This is a genomic window from Mesorhizobium sp. M7A.F.Ca.CA.002.04.1.1 (assembly GCF_004022805.1).
Taxonomy (GTDB): Bacteria; Pseudomonadota; Alphaproteobacteria; order Rhizobiales; family Rhizobiaceae; genus Mesorhizobium; species Mesorhizobium ciceri.
Map to the genome: position 1 here is coordinate 1 of NZ_RZPL01000029.1, position 17,095 is coordinate 17,095.

Genomic DNA, 17,095 nt, shown 5'->3' on the forward strand with positions numbered 1-17,095 from the left:
GATGGTGACGCGCACCGAGGGGATTTCGGCCTTCAGCGCGTCCTCGATGCGGTCGCAGATGACATGGCTGGCGCCGACCGACATGTCTGCGTCGACGACCAGATGAAACTCGATGAAGGTGGCGCGGCCGGCGATGCGCGTCTTGAGGTCGTGCACTTCAAGCGCGCCCTTGCAGTTGGCCGAGATGACGTCGCGGATGCGCATGTGCTCCTGGGTGTCGACGGCGCGGTCCATCAGCCCGTTCATCGACGAGCCGATGACATGCCAGCCCTGCCACAGAATGTTCAGCGCCACGAGGACGGCAAGTGCGGGGTCGAGGATCTGCCAGCCGGTCAGGATCGCCCCGACCAGGCCGCCGAAGACCCCGATCGAGGTCACCACGTCGGTCATGATGTGGTTGCCGTCGGCGACCAGTGCCGGTGATTTCTCCGCCCTGCCGGCGCGGATCAGCGTCCAGGCCCAGAAGGCGTTGATAATCGTGGCAACGCCGTTGACCGCAAGACCTTCCCAAGGCTGTTCCAAGGGTGACGGAGTCTGCCAGGAGCGCCAGACCTCGTTGAGGATCAATAGCGCGGCAAGCACGATCAACACGCCTTCCAGCACTGCCGAGAAATACTCGGCCTTGTGATGGCCGAAGGGATGATCCTGGTCGGCCGGCTTGTGGCTGATCTGGATCGCCCAGAAGGCGGCGACCGAGGCGATGACGTTGACGATCGATTCCAGTGCGTCCGAATAGAGTGCGACTGAGCCGGTGACGTACCAGGCGGCAGCTTTCAGCGCGAGCACGACAAAGGCGACGATAATCGACCAGAAGGCGAGGTTCGCGACCTTGCGCTTCGCGGCCGCCTTGGCCGCGATCGCCATCGTGTTCTCGGCTTCGGCCATGATCGTCAGGCGGCCTTTTCCTTGGCCTTGCGCGGCAGGTGGGCGACGATGTTCTCGATGATGCGCATGCCGGCATTGTGCCCGAGCGTCATGATCGATTCCGGGTGGAATTGCACTGCGGCGATCGGCTCCTTGCGGTGCTCGAAGGCCATGATGACGCCGTCCTCGGTCTCGGCCGTGACGATGAAATCGTCGGGCAGCCGCACCGGATCGGCAAAGATCGAGTGGTAGCGGCCGACGGTGACTTCCTTGGGCAGGCCGGAGAAGATGATGCCGGGCTTGGAGACGCGGATGCGCGACGGCTTGCCGTGCATCGGTATGTGCAGCTGCCGCAGTTCGCCGCCATAGGCCTCGGCCAATGCCTGCAGGCCAAGGCAGACGCCGAAGATCGGCAGTTCGCGGGCGCGCGCCTTCTTGATGGTTGCGGCGCAATCGAAGTCCTTCGGCGTGCCGGGGCCGGGCGACAGCACGACGAGGTCGGGTTTCAGCCGGTCGAAGACTTCCTCATGCACCGGCGAGCGAACGGTCGAGACGTTGGCGCCGGTCTGGCGAAAATAATTGGCCAGCGTGTGGACGAAACTGTCCTCGTGGTCGACCAGCAGGATGTTGACGCCGTCGCCGACGCGCGCGGTGGTGCGCTCGGTGCTGGCGGAATTGCCTGTCTTGGCGTCGCGGATGGCGGAGAGCATGGCGGATGCCTTCAGTTCGGTTTCGGCTTCTTCTTCCTCGGGAATGCTGTCGAACAGCAATGTGGCGCCGGCGCGCACTTCGGCAATGCCGTCCTTGATACGGATGGTGCGGAGCGTCAGGCCGGTGTTCATGTCGCCGTTGAAATTGACCATGCCGATCGCGCCGCCATACCAGGCGCGCGGGCTCTTCTCGTTCTGCTCGATAAAGCGCATGGCCCATAGCTTCGGCGCGCCGGTGACGGTGACCGCCCAGGCATGCGACAGGAAGGCATCGAAGGCATCCATGCCTTCGCGCAGCCTGCCTTCGATGTGGTCGACCGTATGGATCAGGCGCGAATACATCTCGATCTGGCGCCGGCCGATAACGCGCACCGAACCCGGCTCGCAGACCCGCGACTTGTCGTTGCGGTCGACGTCCGAGCACATGGTCAGCTCGGATTCGTCTTTCTTCGAGTTGAGCAGTTTCAGGATCTGCTCTGAGTCGGAAATTGCGTCGTCGCCGCGCTTGATGGTGCCCGAGATCGGGCAGGTCTCGACGCGGCGGCCGTTGACGCGCACGAACATTTCGGGCGAGGCGCCGATCAGATATTCACCTTCGCCCAGATTGATGAAGAAGGAATAGGGCGACGGATTGATGGCCTTCAGCTTGCGCGAAATCTCGGACGGCTGCGTCTCGCAGCGCTCGTAGAACATCTGGCCCGGCACGACCTCGAACAGGTCGCCGCGCTTGAACGAATCCATCGCCTTGCGCACCAGGTCGGCGTATTCTCCGGGTTCATGGTCGCCGCGCGGCGGGATGCGGTCGGGGCTCTTGAACGGCTCGGAGATTTCGTCGCGCGGCAGCCCTTCGGTCGAAAAACCCTCGCCGGCATAGTCGTAGCGGTCGGTCCATGCCTTGGCCGAATAATGGTCGACGACCAGGATCTCGTCAGGCAGGAACAGCACCAGGTCGCGCTGGCTTGGCTTGCGTTCGAGCTTGTAGTCTACCGGGTCGAACTGGAAGGCGAGATCGTAGCCGAAAGCGCCGTAGAGACCTAGATTGGCGTCTTCCTCGGTCTTGAACAGAGCGGTGATGGCGCGCAGCACCGTGAACACCGAAGGAACGCGGCTGCGCTCTTCTTCCGTGAAGACACGGCCGGGCTTGGCGACGTCGAGACGGATGAGCCTTTTCGATGTCTCGGCGATGGTGATATCGGCCAGGCTACCCAGCGCCTTGCCGATGACCGGCAACAACACCTCGCCACGGCCGTTGAGGGCCTCGACACGCATGGCGCGGCCGCGCGCGGAGATAACCAGAGGCGGGTCGATGATGGCGGTGTCCCAGCGCGTGTAGCGGCCGGGATATTCATAGTTTGAGGAAAACACCGCGCCGCGGCGCGAATTCAGGCCGTCGACGTAAGCGTCGATCGCGCCCGCATACGGCCGGTCGTGGCGCGCGCGGGTGATGGTGATGCCACCCGCGGTCACGAAACTTTCCGCGCCGTTTTCCAGAACCTTCATCGTCATTGCCGTCTCCATCAGCTTCTTGGGGCAACGGACCCGGGAATGGCTTGGAAAAAACAAATGGCCGCCCGGACTTTCCGTTGCGGCCACCCTCTCTATTCACGCGCACGTGTTCGAACAGGCCGCTGTCAGCAGGCCCACCACCAAATGGTCTTGATCGAACGCATATTCATGGCGAAATCCATAGCTGCGAAAAGAAGGATGCGCAACAGGTTTGAAAGTCTGTTCGTTGGCCGCCGCTTCTCAGGCTCATGGCACATCGCCAGAGCCGACAGTGCCGCTTAGAGTGCTCATCCAACAGCAGGAAGACGGGAAAATAACCATGACCGAGCAGATCGAGCGTGCGCGGACGTTTCATTCCCTCCACGTCAAGGGCAACCCGGTCGTCCTCTACAATGCCTGGGATCCGGGTTCGGCCAAGATCATCGAGAAAGCGGGTGCCAAGGCGATCGCCACCGGAAGCTGGCCGGTCGCGGCCGCGTTCGGCTACGCCGATGGCGAGAAAATCCCGCTGGAACTGGCGCTCGACAACATCAAGCGCATCGTCGGGTCGGTCGACCTGCCGGTGACCATGGACCTCGAGGGCGGCTACGGCGTTGACCCGGAAATCGTCGCTCGCACGGTGACGTTGGCGCTGCGGGCCGGCGCTATCGGTTTCAATTTCGAGGATCAGATTGTCGGTGGCAGCGGCCTGCATGACATTTCCGTGCAGGCAAAGCGCATCGAAGCCGCGGCGGCGGCCGTCAAGGCTTCCGGCATACCGGCATTCATCAACGCTCGAACCGACATCTTCCTCAAGGCGAAACCGGATGCGCATGATGACCTTCTGCTCGACCAGGCCATCGAGCGCGCACAGGCCTTCGAAAAAGCCGGCGCGCACGGCTTCTTTGCGCCGGGCCTTGGCGACGAAGGCCTGATCGAGACGCTCTGCAAGGCAATTGCGTTGCCGGTCAACATCATTGCGCTGGCGCATGTGCCGCCGCGCCAGCGGCTGGCGGAACTGGGTGTCGCCCGCATCAGTCACGGCCCGGTGCCTTACCGGCAGATGGCGGAATGGCTGGAGGCGAAAGCGCGACTGGCTATTTCGGGCTAAGTCAGTCCTCCAGCGTTCCCGACCGGGCATCAGTGCTCTTCCTGTCGCCGACCAGCTTCAGAAGATCTTCGCCGGCGCGGATGATGCGGCGCGAGCGGCGGGTCAGGATGATGCCGTCCTGCGGCGCGAACACTTCGGTGCGGCCATCGGTTTCACCCGGTGCATGGACGATGGTGGCGAGGCGCGCGCCCTTGGCGACGCGGTCGCCGGGCTTCACGTCGTAGAGCACGGCACCGGCCCGTGGCGCCGGCATCATGTCGATGTTTTCCAATGGCGCCACGAAGCCGGTGAAAGGACCCGGCGCGGGCAGGGCGCTGTCGGCGATCACGCCGCGCGCCACCAGCAGCCGGTAGAGGCCGTCGGCGTCGGCGGCGGCCAAAGCACCATCGACATCGAGGATGCCGCGATATTCGACGGTGGTGGCGACGCGACGGTCGAGCTTGGCCACATCGGCGGGGACGTTCTGATAGGGCATGATCGAGGCGCCCTCGAAGGTGCCGTCGGTGTCTTCGCTCCACAGCACGACCGCGTCGACGCCCATGGCCGCGGCGCAATCGGCCATATCAGGCCACAGGCTTGTGTGGACGTAGAGATAGGCGAGGCCCTCGTCATCGCAGTGCAGGTCGAGCACGATGTCGTGGCCGAGCGAGAGCTGCACCAGCCGCGTCTTCAGCCGCTGGTCGACGCTGCCAAGGGTGGTGTCGGGCAAGAGCGCTGTGTCGGGCGCCGCGAGCAGCGGAAAGCCGCGGTTGAAATTGGTGCGCGTGCCGAGATGGAAGCGGCCCTGATGCTCGCCGAAATGATATTGCGCCCGGCCGATCGGATTGGCCCAGGGCACGATGGTGAGATTGCCCTTGATGCGGCCTTCGGCTTCAGCCTTGTTGAGCATCGGCATCAGCGCGTCGATGGCGACGACACCCGGCAACTCGCCGGCATGGAGTGCCGCCTGCAGATAGGCCGAAGGAGCAGCCTTGTCGGAACCAGTGAAGCGGAACAGCGGGAATTCGTAGGAAACCCCTTCGCTTTCGCCGGCGATGCGTTCGATCGATTTCTGCATGACTTCCTCCATCAGGAGCGAGAGACATGCGATTTGAAGGCGCCGATGTCGATTGGTCCAGCCTGCCGCGCTATGGGCGCAAGAGACTATTCAGCCGGAAGCGGGATGACCGGCGCGCGCCGGTCCAGCGCCTGCGACAGCACAGCGGCGGTGACCGCCAAAACAGCGAGTGCTGCGCCGACCAGCGGCAAATTGGCATAGGAAACACCGGCGGACAGGGCCACGCCGCCTATCCAGGCGCCGCTGGCATTGCCGATATTGAAGGCGCCCTGGTTCAGCGTGGCGGCGAGGTTCGGTCCCTCGGAGGCCGCCTCGACGACCCGGATCTGCAACGGCGGCACGACGACGAAGATGAGCAGGCCCCACAGGAAGACGATGCCGATGGCAACGCTGGCGATTGCGCCGAACTGCCTGAATCCAACGAAAAGCAGGGCCATCAGCAGCAGGGTGCCGATCACTGTCGGCATCAGTTTCCAGTCGGCCAGTCTGCCGCCGATAATGTTGCCGATGGTCATGCCCGCGCCGAACAGCAGCAGAACCCACGTGACTGCCGAGGTCGACAAGCCCGATACCTCGGTGAGGTAGGGTTTGATGTAGGTGAAGACGGTGAACAGGCTTGCGGAGGTCAGCGCCGCGATCAGCATGGCCAGCCAGACCTGCAGCTTGCCCAGCACGCGCAGCTCGCCGCGCAGGCCGCCACCGCTTGGCTCGGCGACATCGGACGGCACCAACCAGGCGATCGCTGCCACCGAGATCAGGCCGATACCGACCACGGCAACGAAGGTGGAGCGCCAGCCGAACGCTTCGCCAAGTGCGGTTCCGGCGGGAACACCCAGGATGTTGGACAGCGTCAGCCCGGCGAACATCAGCGCGATAGCGCTGGCGCGCTTGTTGCGCGGCACCAGGCTGGCGGCAACGACCGAGCCGATGCCGAAGAAGGCGCCGTGGCCGAAAGCGGTGAAGACACGCGCGGCCATCAGCGTCCAGTAGTTGGGCGAGATGGCGCAAAACAGATTGCCGACGACGAACAGCACGGCCAGCCCGACCAGCACCGGCTTGCGCGGCAAATGCGCAGTGGCCATGGCGACGATCGGGGCGCCGAAGACGACGCCCAGCGCATATCCGGTAACCAGCAGGCCCGCCGCGGGGATCGACACGCCGAGGTCGGCGGCGACCTCAGGCAGCAAGCCCATGATGACGAATTCGGTGGTGCCGATGCAGAAGGACGCAATGGCAAGCGCAAGGATCGGCAAGGGCATGGTGCGTCCAGACTGAATCGGTTCAATTCCAGACTGCGCGAAGCACGCCACCGTGCGCAAGCTGCATTGCTGCATTGCAGCGATGCAGAAAAGGAAGAGCTTTAAAATGGGTCTTCAACGGGCTGTCACGCCAGCGGCTTCAGCTCCTGGGCAATGGTGGGCAGCAACTCCGAAACATTGGGATGGATGTGCACGGCACGCGCCAGCGTGTCGACGGGCGCCTTGGCGTACATCAGGTCGAGCACACAATGGATAGCCTCGTCGCCGCCGGGGCCGAGCACCGAGCAGCCGAGGATCTCCCTGGTGTCGGCATCGACCAGGATTTTCATGAAACCCTGCGTCTCGCCCTTTTCGATAGCGCGGCCGACGCGGGTCATCGGCCGCTGGCCGACCAGCGCGCGACGGCCGGATTTCTTCACTGCGGCCTCGGTCATGCCGCAGCGGCCAAGCGGCGGGTCGATGTAGAGCGCATAGGCTTCGATCCGGTCGCTGACCCTCCGCGGATCGTTGTCGAGCAAATTGGCGGCGACGATCTCGTAGTCGTTGTAGGAGGTGTGGGTGAAGGCGCCCCTGCCGTTGCAGTCGCCCATCGCCCAGATGCCGGGCACGCTGGTGCGCAGCTGGTCGTCGACGGTGACAAAACCGCGCTTGTCGACCTCGACGCCGGCCCTTTCCAGGCCGAGATCGTCGGTGTTGGGCGTGCGCCCCAGCGCCAGCAGCACATGCGAGCCGACCGCCGGTGGCTTGCCGGCGGAGAAGGTCACGGCGATGTCGTCACCCTGTCTGGCGAAGGCAATGTCGTCGGCGCCGACATGGACCGCGATGCCTTCGTTTTCGAGGATCGACATCCTCGTCCTCGCGGCCGGTCAGGCGCGGGCTCTTCTCGACGACGGTGACTTCCGCGCCGAAGCGGCGGAACATCTGAGCGAATTCGAGCGAGATGTAGCTGCCGCCGACGACGACGAGATGGCGCGGCAGCACGTCGAGATCCATCATCGACGAGTTGGTCAGATAGTCGATGTCGTGGATGCCGGGAAGGTCGGGCACCGAGGCGCGGCCGCCGGTGTTGAGGAAGATCTTTTCGGCGGTCAGCAGATCGTCGCCGACGCGCACCGTGTTGGCGGATTCGAAACGCGCATGGCCGCGATAGAGGGTGCACTTGTCCATGCCGGCAATCCAGGTCTCGAGATTGCCGCGAGCGTCGTTTGTGACCTTGTCCTTGCGCGCCTTGATCACCTTGTAATCCACGCCGACCGGCCCGGAGAGCGTCACGCCATAGTCGGCGGCGCGGCGCGCCAGATGCGCGGCATAGGCGCTGGCGACCATGGTCTTGGTCGGCATGCAGCCGGTGTTGACGCAGGTGCCGCCGACCAGCTTGCGCTCGATCAGCGCGACGCTCATGCCGGCGGCCGTCAGCCGCCCGGCCAGCGGAGGGCCAGCCTGTCCGGCACCGATGATGATGGCGTCGAAGATTTTCGTCGTCATGCCACCGCCGCTACGATCAGCAGGCCGCCGATGATCGCCACCGCGTCCTCGATAAAGGCGGCGGGCGGATCCTTGCCGAAGGCGGCCGCGAGCCGGCCGCGAGCTTCGGCGCCGCCAAGCGTGCCGATGACAGCGCCGATGGCGCCCGCGATCAGGCCGCCGATGGTGGCGCCACCGGTGGCGCCGATCACCGCGCCGGTGAAAGCGCCCGTAACGATGCGGGCGCCGAATTGCTGGGGTACTTTACGGCTCGGCGTCGACGGCAACTGGTCGGTGACCAGCTCGACGATGGCCAGGATGGTGAAGATGCCGACAGCCGCCCAATGGCTCATGAAGCTCGCCCAAGTGCCGGCAACCGTCAGCCAGCCGAGATAAGCGCCCCAGGCAATGGCGGCCGGCGCCGTCATGGCGCGAAGACCGGCAATGACGCCGATCAGAAGTGCGAGAATGTAGAGCATGGTCGATCCCCCTCGATCACGGGCCAAGACGGCCTTGAGTCACAGGCTACCATAGGTCCAATATTTGACCAGTACTGGCATCGGCGCTTTTGGCTGCACTTGTGCTTTGCAAGGACGTGAACTGGAGACCGCATCATGGCTGAGAGCGAGCGCGTGAAAATGGTGGCCGGCGAATGGTATACCTGCATCGATGACGAACTGGAGTCGTTGCGGATGATAGCGCGCGATGCGGTGTTCGAGCACAACTTGCTGCCGCCTCGTCAACGCGGCAATCTCGGGCCGGGTCTGAAGGCACTGCTGGGAAGAGCCGGCGAGGGCGCCCGTATCGAGGCGCCGTTCCACTGCGCCTATGGCTTCAACATCTTTCTCGGCGACGGCGTCTTCCTCAATACCGGCTGCACCATCCTCGACACGGCGAGCGTGCGCATCGGCAAGGCAACGCTGCTCGGCCCGAACGTGCAGATCTACTGCGCCGAGCACCACAAGGAGGCCAGTGGGCGGCAGGCCGGACTGGAGATCGCCCGACCGATCGAGATCGGCGCCAATGCCTGGATCGGCGGCTCAGCCGTCATCCTTGGCGGCGTCAGCATCGGTGAAGGCGCCATCGTCGGCGCCGGTGCGGTGGTGACGCGCGACGTGGCGGCGAACGCCACGGTGATCGGCAATCCGGCGCGGCCGGTCAAGCGGGGCTGAACAGGTCAGGACGACAGGACATACGTCATGCGCTCTTCCTGATCGACCCGCCTGGAGAACTCGCGCCGATACTGCGCAGGCGATGTCTTGAGCCGTGCCGAAAAATGCTGGCGCAGCGAGGTGGCGCTGCCGAAGCCGGCTTCGAAGGCGATCATGTCCATGGATTTCTCCGTCGCTTCCAGCAAACGCTGCGCCAGTTCGATCCGCTGGCTGGTCAGCCAATCGCCAAAGCTGGCGCCGATCGATTTCTGAAAGCGACGGGTAAAGGTGCGGCGGGTCAGGCCGGCGGCCTCGGCCACGCGGTCCAGGCTATGCGCTTCGCCAAGCGTCGCGCGAACCGCGTCGAGGGCCTGGGTGAAGCGGTCGGCGTCCGCGCTTCTTGCCACCGGATGCTCGATGAATTGCGCCTGGCCGCCCTGGCGATGCGGGGAAAGCACGATCTGGCGAGCAAGCCGCAGTGCTGCTTCCGCGCCATAGCGGGCGCGCACGATGTGGAGACAGCAGTCGAGGCCGGCGGCGACGCCGGCCGAGGTCACGACATCGCCATTGTCGACGTAGAGCACCGCGGCATCGACAGCGATGTCGGGATGGAGTGTTTGCAATTGTTCGCAATAGGCCCAGTGCGTCGCGGCACGTCGGCCCGAAAGCAGCCCGGCCGCTGCAATGGCGAAGGTGCCGAGGCACAGGCCGACAATCAAGGCGCCGCGTTGGTGCGCATGGCGCAGCGCTTCCATCAGCAGCGGCGATACCGGTTCGCTCAGATGATGCCAGCTCGGGATGATGACGATATCGGCGCCGTCGAGCCCTTCGAGCCCATGCGGCGCGGCAATTGTCAGCCCGGCTTCGGTATGGATCGGCCCGGCCTTGACCGCGCAGATGCGGAAGTCGAAGCGCGGCAGGCCAAGCGCCGTCCTGTCCTCGCCGAAGACCAGGCACGGTACGGAAAGATGGAACGGGCTGATGCCGTCGAAGGCGAGGACGGCAATGATCGGGTCGTTCATGGGTGCTTCCAGCGGTTGAATGCGGATTGTCCCAATTCTTTCGAATGATGTCAATCGGGTCACTTTCGGCTGTCTGGCAGCCCGCCTATCTTCCATCCATCGAATTCAAGCCGGAAAGGAAACACCATGTCTGACCCAGCCAACACCACGCCGCGCCGGGCGCTGATCGTCGTCGATGTGCAGAACGATTACGACGGCGGCAATCTCGCCATCCAGCATCCGCCGTTCCGCGACAGCGTCGTCAATGTGGCACGCGCCATGGATGCAGCGACTGCTGCCGGTATCAAGGTGGTGGTCGTCAAGCAGATGGCGCCCGAGACCTCGCCGATCTTTGCCAAGGGCAGTCACGGCGGCGAACTGCATCCCGAAATCGCCAGGCGCAAGCGCGACCATTATGTCGAAAAGAACCTGCCCTCCGCCTTCACCGGCACTGATCTGGAAGACTGGCTGCGCGCCAATGCCATCGATACGATTACGGTGGTCGGCTACATGACGCATAATTGTGACCTGTCGACCATTATCCACGCCGTGCATATGGGCTTTGCCGTCGAGTTCCTGTCGGATGCGACCGGCTCGGTGCCTTACGCCAACAGCGCCGGCTACGCCTCGGCCGAGGAGATCCATCGCGTGGTCACGATCATCCTGCAGTCGCGCTTCGCCGCCGTGCTCAAGACCGCCGAATGGGTGGAGTGCCTGCAGACCGGCGCGCTGCCGGAGCGCGACACGATCTTCGGCTCCAACCAGCGGGCGCTGTCGCGCAGCGCTGCTTAGGGCTATCCGAACAAACAGAAAGGGCGCCGCATCGCTGCGGCGCCCTTTCTGTTTGAATTGAAGGATTTTAGAACAGGCCTTCGATATTGCCGGCCTCATTGAGGAAGATCTTTTCCGAGGACGGCGCCCTCGGCAGGCCCGGCATGGTCATGACCTCGCCGCAGATGATGACGACGAAGCCGGCACCGGCCGAAAGCCTGACCTCGCGCACCGGCACGGTGTGGCCGGTCGGCGCGCCGCGCAGGTTCGGGTCGGTCGAGAAGGAATACTGGGTCTTGGCCATGCACACCGGCAAATGGCCGTAGCCGGCGTCTTCCCACGCCTTGAGCTGGTCGCGCACCGACTTGTCGGCGATCGCTTCCGAGCCGCGATAGATGCGCTGGACGATGGTGTTGATCTTCTCGAACAGCGGCATGGCATCGGGATAGAGCGGCGCGAACTGCGAGGCGCCGGATTCGGCCAGTGCCACCACCTTGTTGGCGAGATCCTCGATCCCGGCCGAGCCGTGTGCCCAGTGCTTGCACAGGATCGCTTCTTCGCCCATCGAGGCGACATAGTCCTTCATCGCCTGGATCTCGGCGTCGGTGTCGGAATAGAAATGGTTGATGGCAACCACCGCCGGCACGCCGAACTGCCTGATGTTCTCGATGTGGCGGCCAAGATTGGCGCAGCCCTTCTTCACCGCTTCGACGTTTTCCTTGCCGAGGTCTTCCTTCTTGACGCCGCCATTCATCTTCATGGCGCGCACGGTGGCGACGATGACCGCCGCTGCCGGCTTCAGGCCCGCCTTGCGGCACTTGATGTCGAAGAACTTTTCAGCACCCAAATCGGCGCCGAAGCCGGCTTCGGTGACGACATAGTCGGCGAGCTTGAGCGCCGTCGTGGTGGCGACGACCGAGTTGCAGCCATGCGCGATGTTGGCGAACGGCCCGCCATGCACGAAGGCCGGGTTGTTCTCCAGCGTCTGCACCAGGTTCGGCTGCATGGCATCCTTCAGCAGCACAGCCATGGCGCCGTCGGCCTTGAGGTCGCGGGCATAGACGGCTGACTTGTCGCGGCGATAGGCGACGATGATGTCGCCGAGGCGCTTTTCCAGGTCCTTCAGGTCGGTCGACAGGCAGAGGATCGCCATCACTTCCGAGGCGACGGTGATGTCGAAACCGCCCTCGCGCGGGAAGCCGTTGGCGACGCCGCCGAGCGAGCAGATGATCTCGCGCAGCGCGCGGTCGTTCATGTCCATGACGCGGCGCCAGACGACCCGGCGGGTGTCGATGCCGAGCTCATTGCCCCAGTAGATGTGGTTGTCGATCAGCGCCGAAAGCAGGTTGTGTGCGGTGGTGATGGCGTGGAAGTCGCCGGTGAAGTGGAGGTTCATGTCCTCCATCGGCACGACCTGCGCATAGCCGCCGCCGGCGGCACCGCCCTTGACGCCGAAGTTCGGGCCGAGCGAAGCCTCGCGGATGCAGACGATCGCCTTCTTGCCGATGCGGTTCAGGCCGTCGCCGAGACCAACCGTGGTCGTGGTCTTGCCTTCGCCGGCCGGCGTCGGGTTGATGGCGGTTACGAGGATCAGCTTGCCGTCCTTGTTGCCCTTCACCGATTTGATGAATTCGGCTGATATCTTGGCCTTGTCGTGGCCGTAGGGCAGCAGGTGTTCGGTCGGGATGCCGATCTTCTGGCCGATCTCCTGGATCTGCTTTTTCCTGGCGCCGCGCGCGATCTCGATGTCGGACTTCACTTCGGCCATGACGGCTTTCCTCTGGATTGGACGGTGGAGGGGACGGGTTTGGTCTTACTGGCAAGCAGGTTGGAACCGGGCGCGGGCATGTTCTAACCCTGTCGCTGCCGCGGCGTCAACTTGTATGCAACTATGTTTCCTCTTGAGAAAATTCTTCTGCGGACCGGCCGACCTGTCGTCGGTTCTTCCTGGCTCCGTTGCCGCGCCGTATAGAAGCCAGAGGACGCGTCGTTCCGCCGTCTCAAAACAGCCGCACAATGCACGGAATGCGACAGAGGCGACGGCGCAAATTCACCATCGCCTGGTCCCTAATGGAACAGCGCTACTGCGTCAGAACGTTGCTGATTTCGACCATGTTGGAGCGCACCCTGAGCACATAGAAGCCCATCGTCGTCAGATGCGTCGGCAACAGCCAGCCATCCTCGCGGCCATTGGCGATGATGAAAGGCTGGATCTTCAGTGCCGAAACGAACTGCGAGTCCATCGTGTCCCAGAGGTTCTGCAGATGCTTTTCCTTGATGACGTCCTCGAAGTCGGCCTGGGCGCCCTTCATCAGGCCGTAATAGCCATAGAGCTGGCCATAGGCGAACCAGTAGCGGTCGTCGGCGCGGAAGTCGAACCAGCCATTGTTGTGGTTCTCGGCGCGTTCCTTGAGGATCGCCGAGGTCGAGCCGATGTCGGACGAGATGCGGTCGATATACTGTTTCAGATTGTCGGCGCGGGCGTCGAATGTCGCCTGGCAGGTGGCAAGGCGAGCGTTGAAGGAACGCAGCATGCGCACGGCGTCGCGATAGTAGCTCGGCGTCGGTGTCTTGGGACCGAACGGGTTCAGGCCGAAATACCAGGTCTCCTCGTCGAACTGCAGGTTGCCGCGGGCATTCTGCAGATCGCTGTCGATCTGCGAGGTGGTGCGGACGCGGCCGAGATTGTCGGCGAGTTCGGTCGCCGTGCGCCGCACCGCCTGGTTGATGCCGCGCTGGAAGGAGGCCTTGTTGTCCATCCACGGCGTGTTGTCCCAGTCGATGCCGAACAGGCCGAGCTTGTAGAGGATCATCGACGAGATCCAGGCATTCTGGTTGACGTTGAAGTCGGTCAGGTCGGCGGCGATCTGGGCAATGCCGGAGTTGCCGCAGGTCTTGGCCGTGTCGGTGCCGGCGCCGGCGGAGACCTGTTCGCCAGCGGAGACATTGCGCTTCTCGAACGTGTAGGTGTCTGGATAGTTCGGGTTGAAATTGTTCCACCACTGGGTGGCGTAGAAGAAATTGGCATAGAGGCCGATCAGCACCAGCAGAGCAAGGCCGACCGCCGCCTTGAGGATCCAGCCGCGTTGCGTGTACCAGCGTCCGGCCCACAGGAACGGCCACAGGATGACGCCGATCAAAAGCCCGATACCGCGGCCGATCCACTGGAAAATGCGGGTGAAGAAGTTCACGATCGGATCGAGCATGGCTGTGTCACCCCCTCAAGCATGATGCCAAAAAGTTGCAGACTTTTTGGATAACATTATGCGCCAAAACAAGAAGTTAGAACGAAATAACGGTTCATTTCGTTCTAGTCAGTCAGGCCGTAGAGGCGCGTGCGAAACGCCACCTTGTCCTTCAAATATGTGGTTTTGAGAACGTCCACAACATGCGATCGCCAGGCGTCGCTGAAGCCGCCATAGTCCTTGTAGAAGCCGTCCTTGTTGAAGATGTAGCGCGAGACGAAGTCCGACGGCACGAAATCCGAGATCAGCCGGTTGGTCAGCCAGGCGTCAGGATGGTCAGGCTTGGCGCGGATCACCAGGAAGCGCTGCTGCGGGAAGACATCCTCGATCTTCAGGTGGCCGAGCTGGGCGATCTCGCGCTTGGCGGCGTTGAGGAAAGGGAAATTGCCGTCCCTGGTGATCAGGTCGGCATGGCTCTGGAACCAGGTCTGCAGCCAGACCTTGTCGACATTGGTCAAGTTGCGGTTCGGCTCGGCATCGCGGATCAGCGCGCGCACCACCATCTCGGCGCGGTGCTCGAGGTAGCCCGAGGCCTCGACCCAGGAGGCGCGCGGCAACTCGATGCGGCCGGTGGTGGCGAGGAACTTGAACACCTTGTCGGCGTCGTTAATGGAGAGATAGCTGACCTGCCACGGCCGCGAACGGCGGAAGCCTGGCGCCGCAGGATCGCTGATCACTGTCGTCACATCCGGGTCGACGAAGACGTAAAGGCCACCGAAATGGCTGGTCCAGTAGGCGTTGTGGCGGAAGATCACCTGGTCGGGCACCAGCGCGTTCTCGCGGATGTCGCCGCAGATCTTGGCGAGCTCGACCATGCGGTTCAGCATGGCGCTGTCGCGCCAGGCGTCGGGCTCCTGCTTCAACCGGTCGACGAGCTTGCCGAGCTCGGCGGCCTTGCCCAGCACATCCTCAGCCGACAGCACCTTGAACTCGACCTGGCTGATCGACAGCAGGTCCTCGATATCGTTGACCTTGGGAACGGAATCCTCGATCTCGCCGTAGATGACATCCTTGATCGTCAGCGCATCGATGGCGCGCTGGTTCTTGGACATGAACTCGAACATCAGCTGCGAGGTGTTGGAGAAGGCGGTGTGCACCACCGGCAGGTCGATCTGCGACGGCGTCAGGATGATGAAACGGCGGTTGACCTCGTTGGGATCGAGATAGTCGTAGTCGTCGCATTCCTCGGCCACTTCGGGCGAAAAGCCGGTGCGATCGATCTGGAAGGTCTTCAGCTTGGTCGGCTTCAAGCCGAATGCGGCGAGCGCCTTGTTGTAGCGCTGGATCAGATGCGGCTCGTCGACCGTCAGCAGCCGGCCATAGATCAGCTCATTGTCGCGCAGGAGATCGGGTTTCTTGGCGGGGCTCATCTTGCCTTCTCCCACAAGGGGTGAAGGGAAGGCCGGCGCAGCTCACGCATTCCATAGCCCCTTCTTCTTCATCTCCTCCATCTCGCGCGCAGCCCGTTCGCGCAGGCGGGCGTCGCGCAGCAGTTTTTCCACGGCGGAGTCGTCGGACTTGTCGGAATAGCGGAACTCCGAGTCGGCGTAGCGGTTGATCTCCTGCATGACCATGTCCATCGAGAACGGCCCGCGCAGTTCCTCGATCATCGCTTTCTTCTCGTCGTAGCCCTTGTGCATGAAGACTTCCGGCTTCTCGAACCAATCGTCGGGAAGCTCGATGTCCATGGCGCGCATCTTGATGGCGTCGGTGACATTCTTGATGGCGCGACCGGTGAAGCGGGGCTCGGCATCCTTGATCAGGTGCAGATAGGTGCCGATATCGGCCATCGATTTCGGCGCGCCGTTCTCCTTCATGTAGCGCTCGTAGACCTTCATCAGCCCATCTTCCTGCGGCTTCTCGTGCTCCTCATAGGCTTCGGTCACGGCGCGCTGGATTTCCTGCGCGGCGTAGAGGTCGTGTTCGCCGAGCGGGATCTTATGGTTTTTCCCCGCCAGCAGGACAAAAATATCGATGTAGTCGTCGCGGCTCTGCGGCCCGTCGACCAGCCAGCGGGCGCCGGCGCGCTGGCGCAGCGCGTCGTCGACATTTTCGGGGTAGTTGGAGAACATGCCGAACGAGCAGTTGCCGCGCACCACGGTGGCGGCGCCGGCGAAGGCGTCCATCAAGACGCCTGTTATCTCCTGCTGGCCGGCGGAGGCGCGGTCGTCGGAGCGTCTGGCGGCCACCTGGTCGATGTCGTCGATGGTGCCGAAGCCGATGACGCGTGGGTTCAAGACATTGTTGATGAACTGGCGGCAGTTCTGGCCCGACTTGCCCTGGTAGGACGAGATCTGGTCGACGCCGAAATTCTCGTAGGCGAAGGGATAGCCGGCGACCTGGCAATAGCCGTTGACGAGGCCGGCGATCATCTGGATCAGCGTCGTCTTGCCAGTGCCGGGGGCGCCGTCGCCGATGAAGGTGAACAGGAAGCCGCCGAGCTCGACGAACGGATTGAGTTCGCGCTCGAAATCATAGGCCATCAGCATCTTGGCGAGCTTGACCGACTGGTATTTGGCGATGTGGTTGCCGACGACCTCTTCCGGCTTCTTGAAGGTCATCACCAGCGGTTTTGAGCGCTTGCCCGGCGCGACGTCGAAACCATCGAGAGTGAAATCGTCGGCATCGATGCGGATATGGGCGTTCTCGAACGGGCCGATGCCGTCGAAGCGGCCCTTGCGGGCCAGAAGCCCGTCGATGGCGACGCGGGCGAAGGCGCGTGCCCTTGTCATCAAATCGGCATCATCGGACGATCCCGAGATCGCCTTGTCGAGGCCAGCGAGGATCGACTTCACCGCATCCTGCGGCGTGTCGAACAGGAAGTCCGGCTCGGGGATGTCGTTGGGTGCCTCGCCGTCGCTGTCGATCAGCTGGAACAGGTAGGAGGCGAGGCTGAAGGCGGAGATGTAAGCCGAGGCCGACAGAAGCTTCTTGAAGGTGGCCGCTTCGTCGCCTTCGAGCGGCGCGCGGGTATTCC

14 protein-coding genes and 1 pseudogene are annotated in these 17,095 nt (G+C 63.3%); 3 read left to right on the plus strand and 12 right to left on the minus strand.

Translation table 11 applies throughout. From position 1 onward, the window contains the following. Together ENZ75_RS03020 and ENZ75_RS03025 are read right to left on the minus strand one after the other, a co-directional pair. The coding region (locus ENZ75_RS03020) for a cation diffusion facilitator family transporter (protein WP_164887716.1) at positions 1 to 885 on the minus strand (885 nt) is incomplete at its 3' end. 5 nt (positions 886 to 890) lie between these two features. Further along, the gene (locus tag ENZ75_RS03025; RefSeq protein WP_013529939.1) at positions 891 to 3,080 is read right to left on the minus strand and encodes an anthranilate synthase; all 2,190 of its coding nucleotides are present in this window, start codon (positions 3,078 to 3,080) and stop codon (positions 891 to 893) included. Between the two features lie 319 nt (positions 3,081 to 3,399). Between ENZ75_RS03025 and ENZ75_RS03030 the strand changes: the two genes are divergently transcribed. Continuing rightward, positions 3,400 to 4,170, plus strand: coding sequence for an isocitrate lyase/phosphoenolpyruvate mutase family protein (locus ENZ75_RS03030; protein ID WP_013529940.1), 771 nt, complete (start codon positions 3,400 to 3,402; stop codon positions 4,168 to 4,170). 1 nt (position 4,171) lies between these two features. On the opposite strand, the gene ENZ75_RS03035 is transcribed toward ENZ75_RS03030, so the two are convergent. The 5 genes and pseudogenes from ENZ75_RS03035 to ENZ75_RS03050 all read right to left on the minus strand — a co-directional run bounded on the left by ENZ75_RS03035 (position 4,172) and on the right by ENZ75_RS03050 (position 8,429). Further along, on the minus strand, positions 4,172 to 5,227 hold the full coding sequence (locus ENZ75_RS03035) for a succinylglutamate desuccinylase/aspartoacylase family protein (protein WP_063168862.1): 1,056 nt from the start codon (positions 5,225 to 5,227) through the stop codon (positions 4,172 to 4,174). A gap of 86 nt (positions 5,228 to 5,313) precedes the next feature. Beyond that, complete coding sequence (locus ENZ75_RS03040; protein WP_063168861.1) at positions 5,314 to 6,486, minus strand: MFS transporter; 1,173 nt, start codon at positions 6,484 to 6,486, stop codon at positions 5,314 to 5,316. Between the two features lie 125 nt (positions 6,487 to 6,611). Then, positions 6,612 to 7,076, minus strand: coding sequence for a hypothetical protein (locus ENZ75_RS35710; protein WP_348630595.1), 465 nt, complete (start codon positions 7,074 to 7,076; stop codon positions 6,612 to 6,614). An 18-nt stretch (positions 7,077 to 7,094) separates the two neighbouring features. After that, positions 7,095 to 7,971, minus strand: a pseudogene (locus ENZ75_RS35715) (FAD-dependent oxidoreductase); the annotation flags it as partial. After that, positions 7,968 to 8,429 (minus strand): membrane protein, encoded by a 462-nt coding sequence (locus ENZ75_RS03050; RefSeq protein WP_013529944.1) that lies wholly within the window; start codon positions 8,427 to 8,429, stop codon positions 7,968 to 7,970. The gene ENZ75_RS03050 and the pseudogene ENZ75_RS35715, both read right to left, overlap by 4 nt. 135 nt (positions 8,430 to 8,564) lie before the next feature. Here ENZ75_RS03050 and ENZ75_RS03055 point away from each other — a divergent pair, with 135 nt between their 5' ends. Beyond that, a complete protein-coding gene (locus ENZ75_RS03055) occupies positions 8,565 to 9,122 on the plus strand; it encodes a sugar O-acetyltransferase (protein ID WP_063168859.1) in 558 nt (185 codons plus the stop codon). Between the two features lie 5 nt (positions 9,123 to 9,127). On the opposite strand, the gene ENZ75_RS03060 is transcribed toward ENZ75_RS03055, so the two are convergent. Beyond that, a complete protein-coding gene (locus ENZ75_RS03060) occupies positions 9,128 to 10,123 on the minus strand; it encodes a helix-turn-helix domain-containing protein (RefSeq protein WP_063168858.1) in 996 nt (331 codons plus the stop codon). Between the two features lie 126 nt (positions 10,124 to 10,249). Here ENZ75_RS03060 and ENZ75_RS03065 point away from each other — a divergent pair, with 126 nt between their 5' ends. Beyond that, positions 10,250 to 10,894 (plus strand): cysteine hydrolase family protein, encoded by a 645-nt coding sequence (locus ENZ75_RS03065; RefSeq protein ID WP_013529947.1) that lies wholly within the window; start codon positions 10,250 to 10,252, stop codon positions 10,892 to 10,894. A gap of 67 nt (positions 10,895 to 10,961) precedes the next feature. Here the strand turns inward: ENZ75_RS03065 and ENZ75_RS03070 are convergent, their stop codons facing one another. From ENZ75_RS03070 to ENZ75_RS03085, 4 genes are all read right to left on the minus strand, one after another. Next, positions 10,962 to 12,641 (minus strand): formate--tetrahydrofolate ligase, encoded by a 1,680-nt coding sequence (locus tag ENZ75_RS03070; RefSeq protein ID WP_013529948.1) that lies wholly within the window; start codon positions 12,639 to 12,641, stop codon positions 10,962 to 10,964. A 313-nt stretch (positions 12,642 to 12,954) separates the two neighbouring features. Then, complete coding sequence (locus tag ENZ75_RS03075; RefSeq protein ID WP_013529949.1) at positions 12,955 to 14,079, minus strand: DUF2333 family protein; 1,125 nt, start codon at positions 14,077 to 14,079, stop codon at positions 12,955 to 12,957. A 104-nt stretch (positions 14,080 to 14,183) separates the two neighbouring features. Then, complete coding sequence (locus ENZ75_RS03080) at positions 14,184 to 15,488, minus strand: DUF6638 family protein (RefSeq protein WP_063168857.1); 1,305 nt, start codon at positions 15,486 to 15,488, stop codon at positions 14,184 to 14,186. Between the two features lie 42 nt (positions 15,489 to 15,530). Continuing rightward, on the minus strand, positions 15,531 to 17,095 hold a 1,565-nt coding region (locus ENZ75_RS03085; RefSeq protein ID WP_164887717.1), incomplete at its 5' end, for an ATP-binding protein.

Excerpts from the sequence above, each read along its gene's own strand:
- ENZ75_RS03075 (WP_013529949.1), bottom strand. The coding sequence starts at position 14,079 with ATGCTCGATCCGATCGTGAACTTCTTCACCCGCATTTTCCAGTGGATC.
- ENZ75_RS03065 (WP_013529947.1), top strand. The coding sequence starts at position 10,250 with ATGTCTGACCCAGCCAACACCACGCCGCGCCGGGCGCTGATCGTCGTC.
- ENZ75_RS35710 (WP_348630595.1), bottom strand. The coding sequence starts at position 7,076 with ATGGGCGACTGCAACGGCAGGGGCGCCTTCACCCACACCTCCTACAAC.
- ENZ75_RS03055 (WP_063168859.1), top strand. The coding sequence starts at position 8,565 with ATGGCTGAGAGCGAGCGCGTGAAAATGGTGGCCGGCGAATGGTATACC.
- ENZ75_RS03070 (WP_013529948.1), bottom strand. The coding sequence starts at position 12,641 with ATGGCCGAAGTGAAGTCCGACATCGAGATCGCGCGCGGCGCCAGGAAA.
- ENZ75_RS03025 (WP_013529939.1), bottom strand. The coding sequence starts at position 3,080 with ATGACGATGAAGGTTCTGGAAAACGGCGCGGAAAGTTTCGTGACCGCG.
- ENZ75_RS03060 (WP_063168858.1), bottom strand. The coding sequence starts at position 10,123 with ATGAACGACCCGATCATTGCCGTCCTCGCCTTCGACGGCATCAGCCCG.
- ENZ75_RS03050 (WP_013529944.1), bottom strand. The coding sequence starts at position 8,429 with ATGCTCTACATTCTCGCACTTCTGATCGGCGTCATTGCCGGTCTTCGC.
- ENZ75_RS03030 (WP_013529940.1), top strand. The coding sequence starts at position 3,400 with ATGACCGAGCAGATCGAGCGTGCGCGGACGTTTCATTCCCTCCACGTC.
- ENZ75_RS03035 (WP_063168862.1), bottom strand. The coding sequence starts at position 5,227 with ATGCAGAAATCGATCGAACGCATCGCCGGCGAAAGCGAAGGGGTTTCC.
- ENZ75_RS03080 (WP_063168857.1), bottom strand. The coding sequence starts at position 15,488 with ATGAGCCCCGCCAAGAAACCCGATCTCCTGCGCGACAATGAGCTGATC.
- ENZ75_RS03040 (WP_063168861.1), bottom strand. The coding sequence starts at position 6,486 with ATGCCCTTGCCGATCCTTGCGCTTGCCATTGCGTCCTTCTGCATCGGC.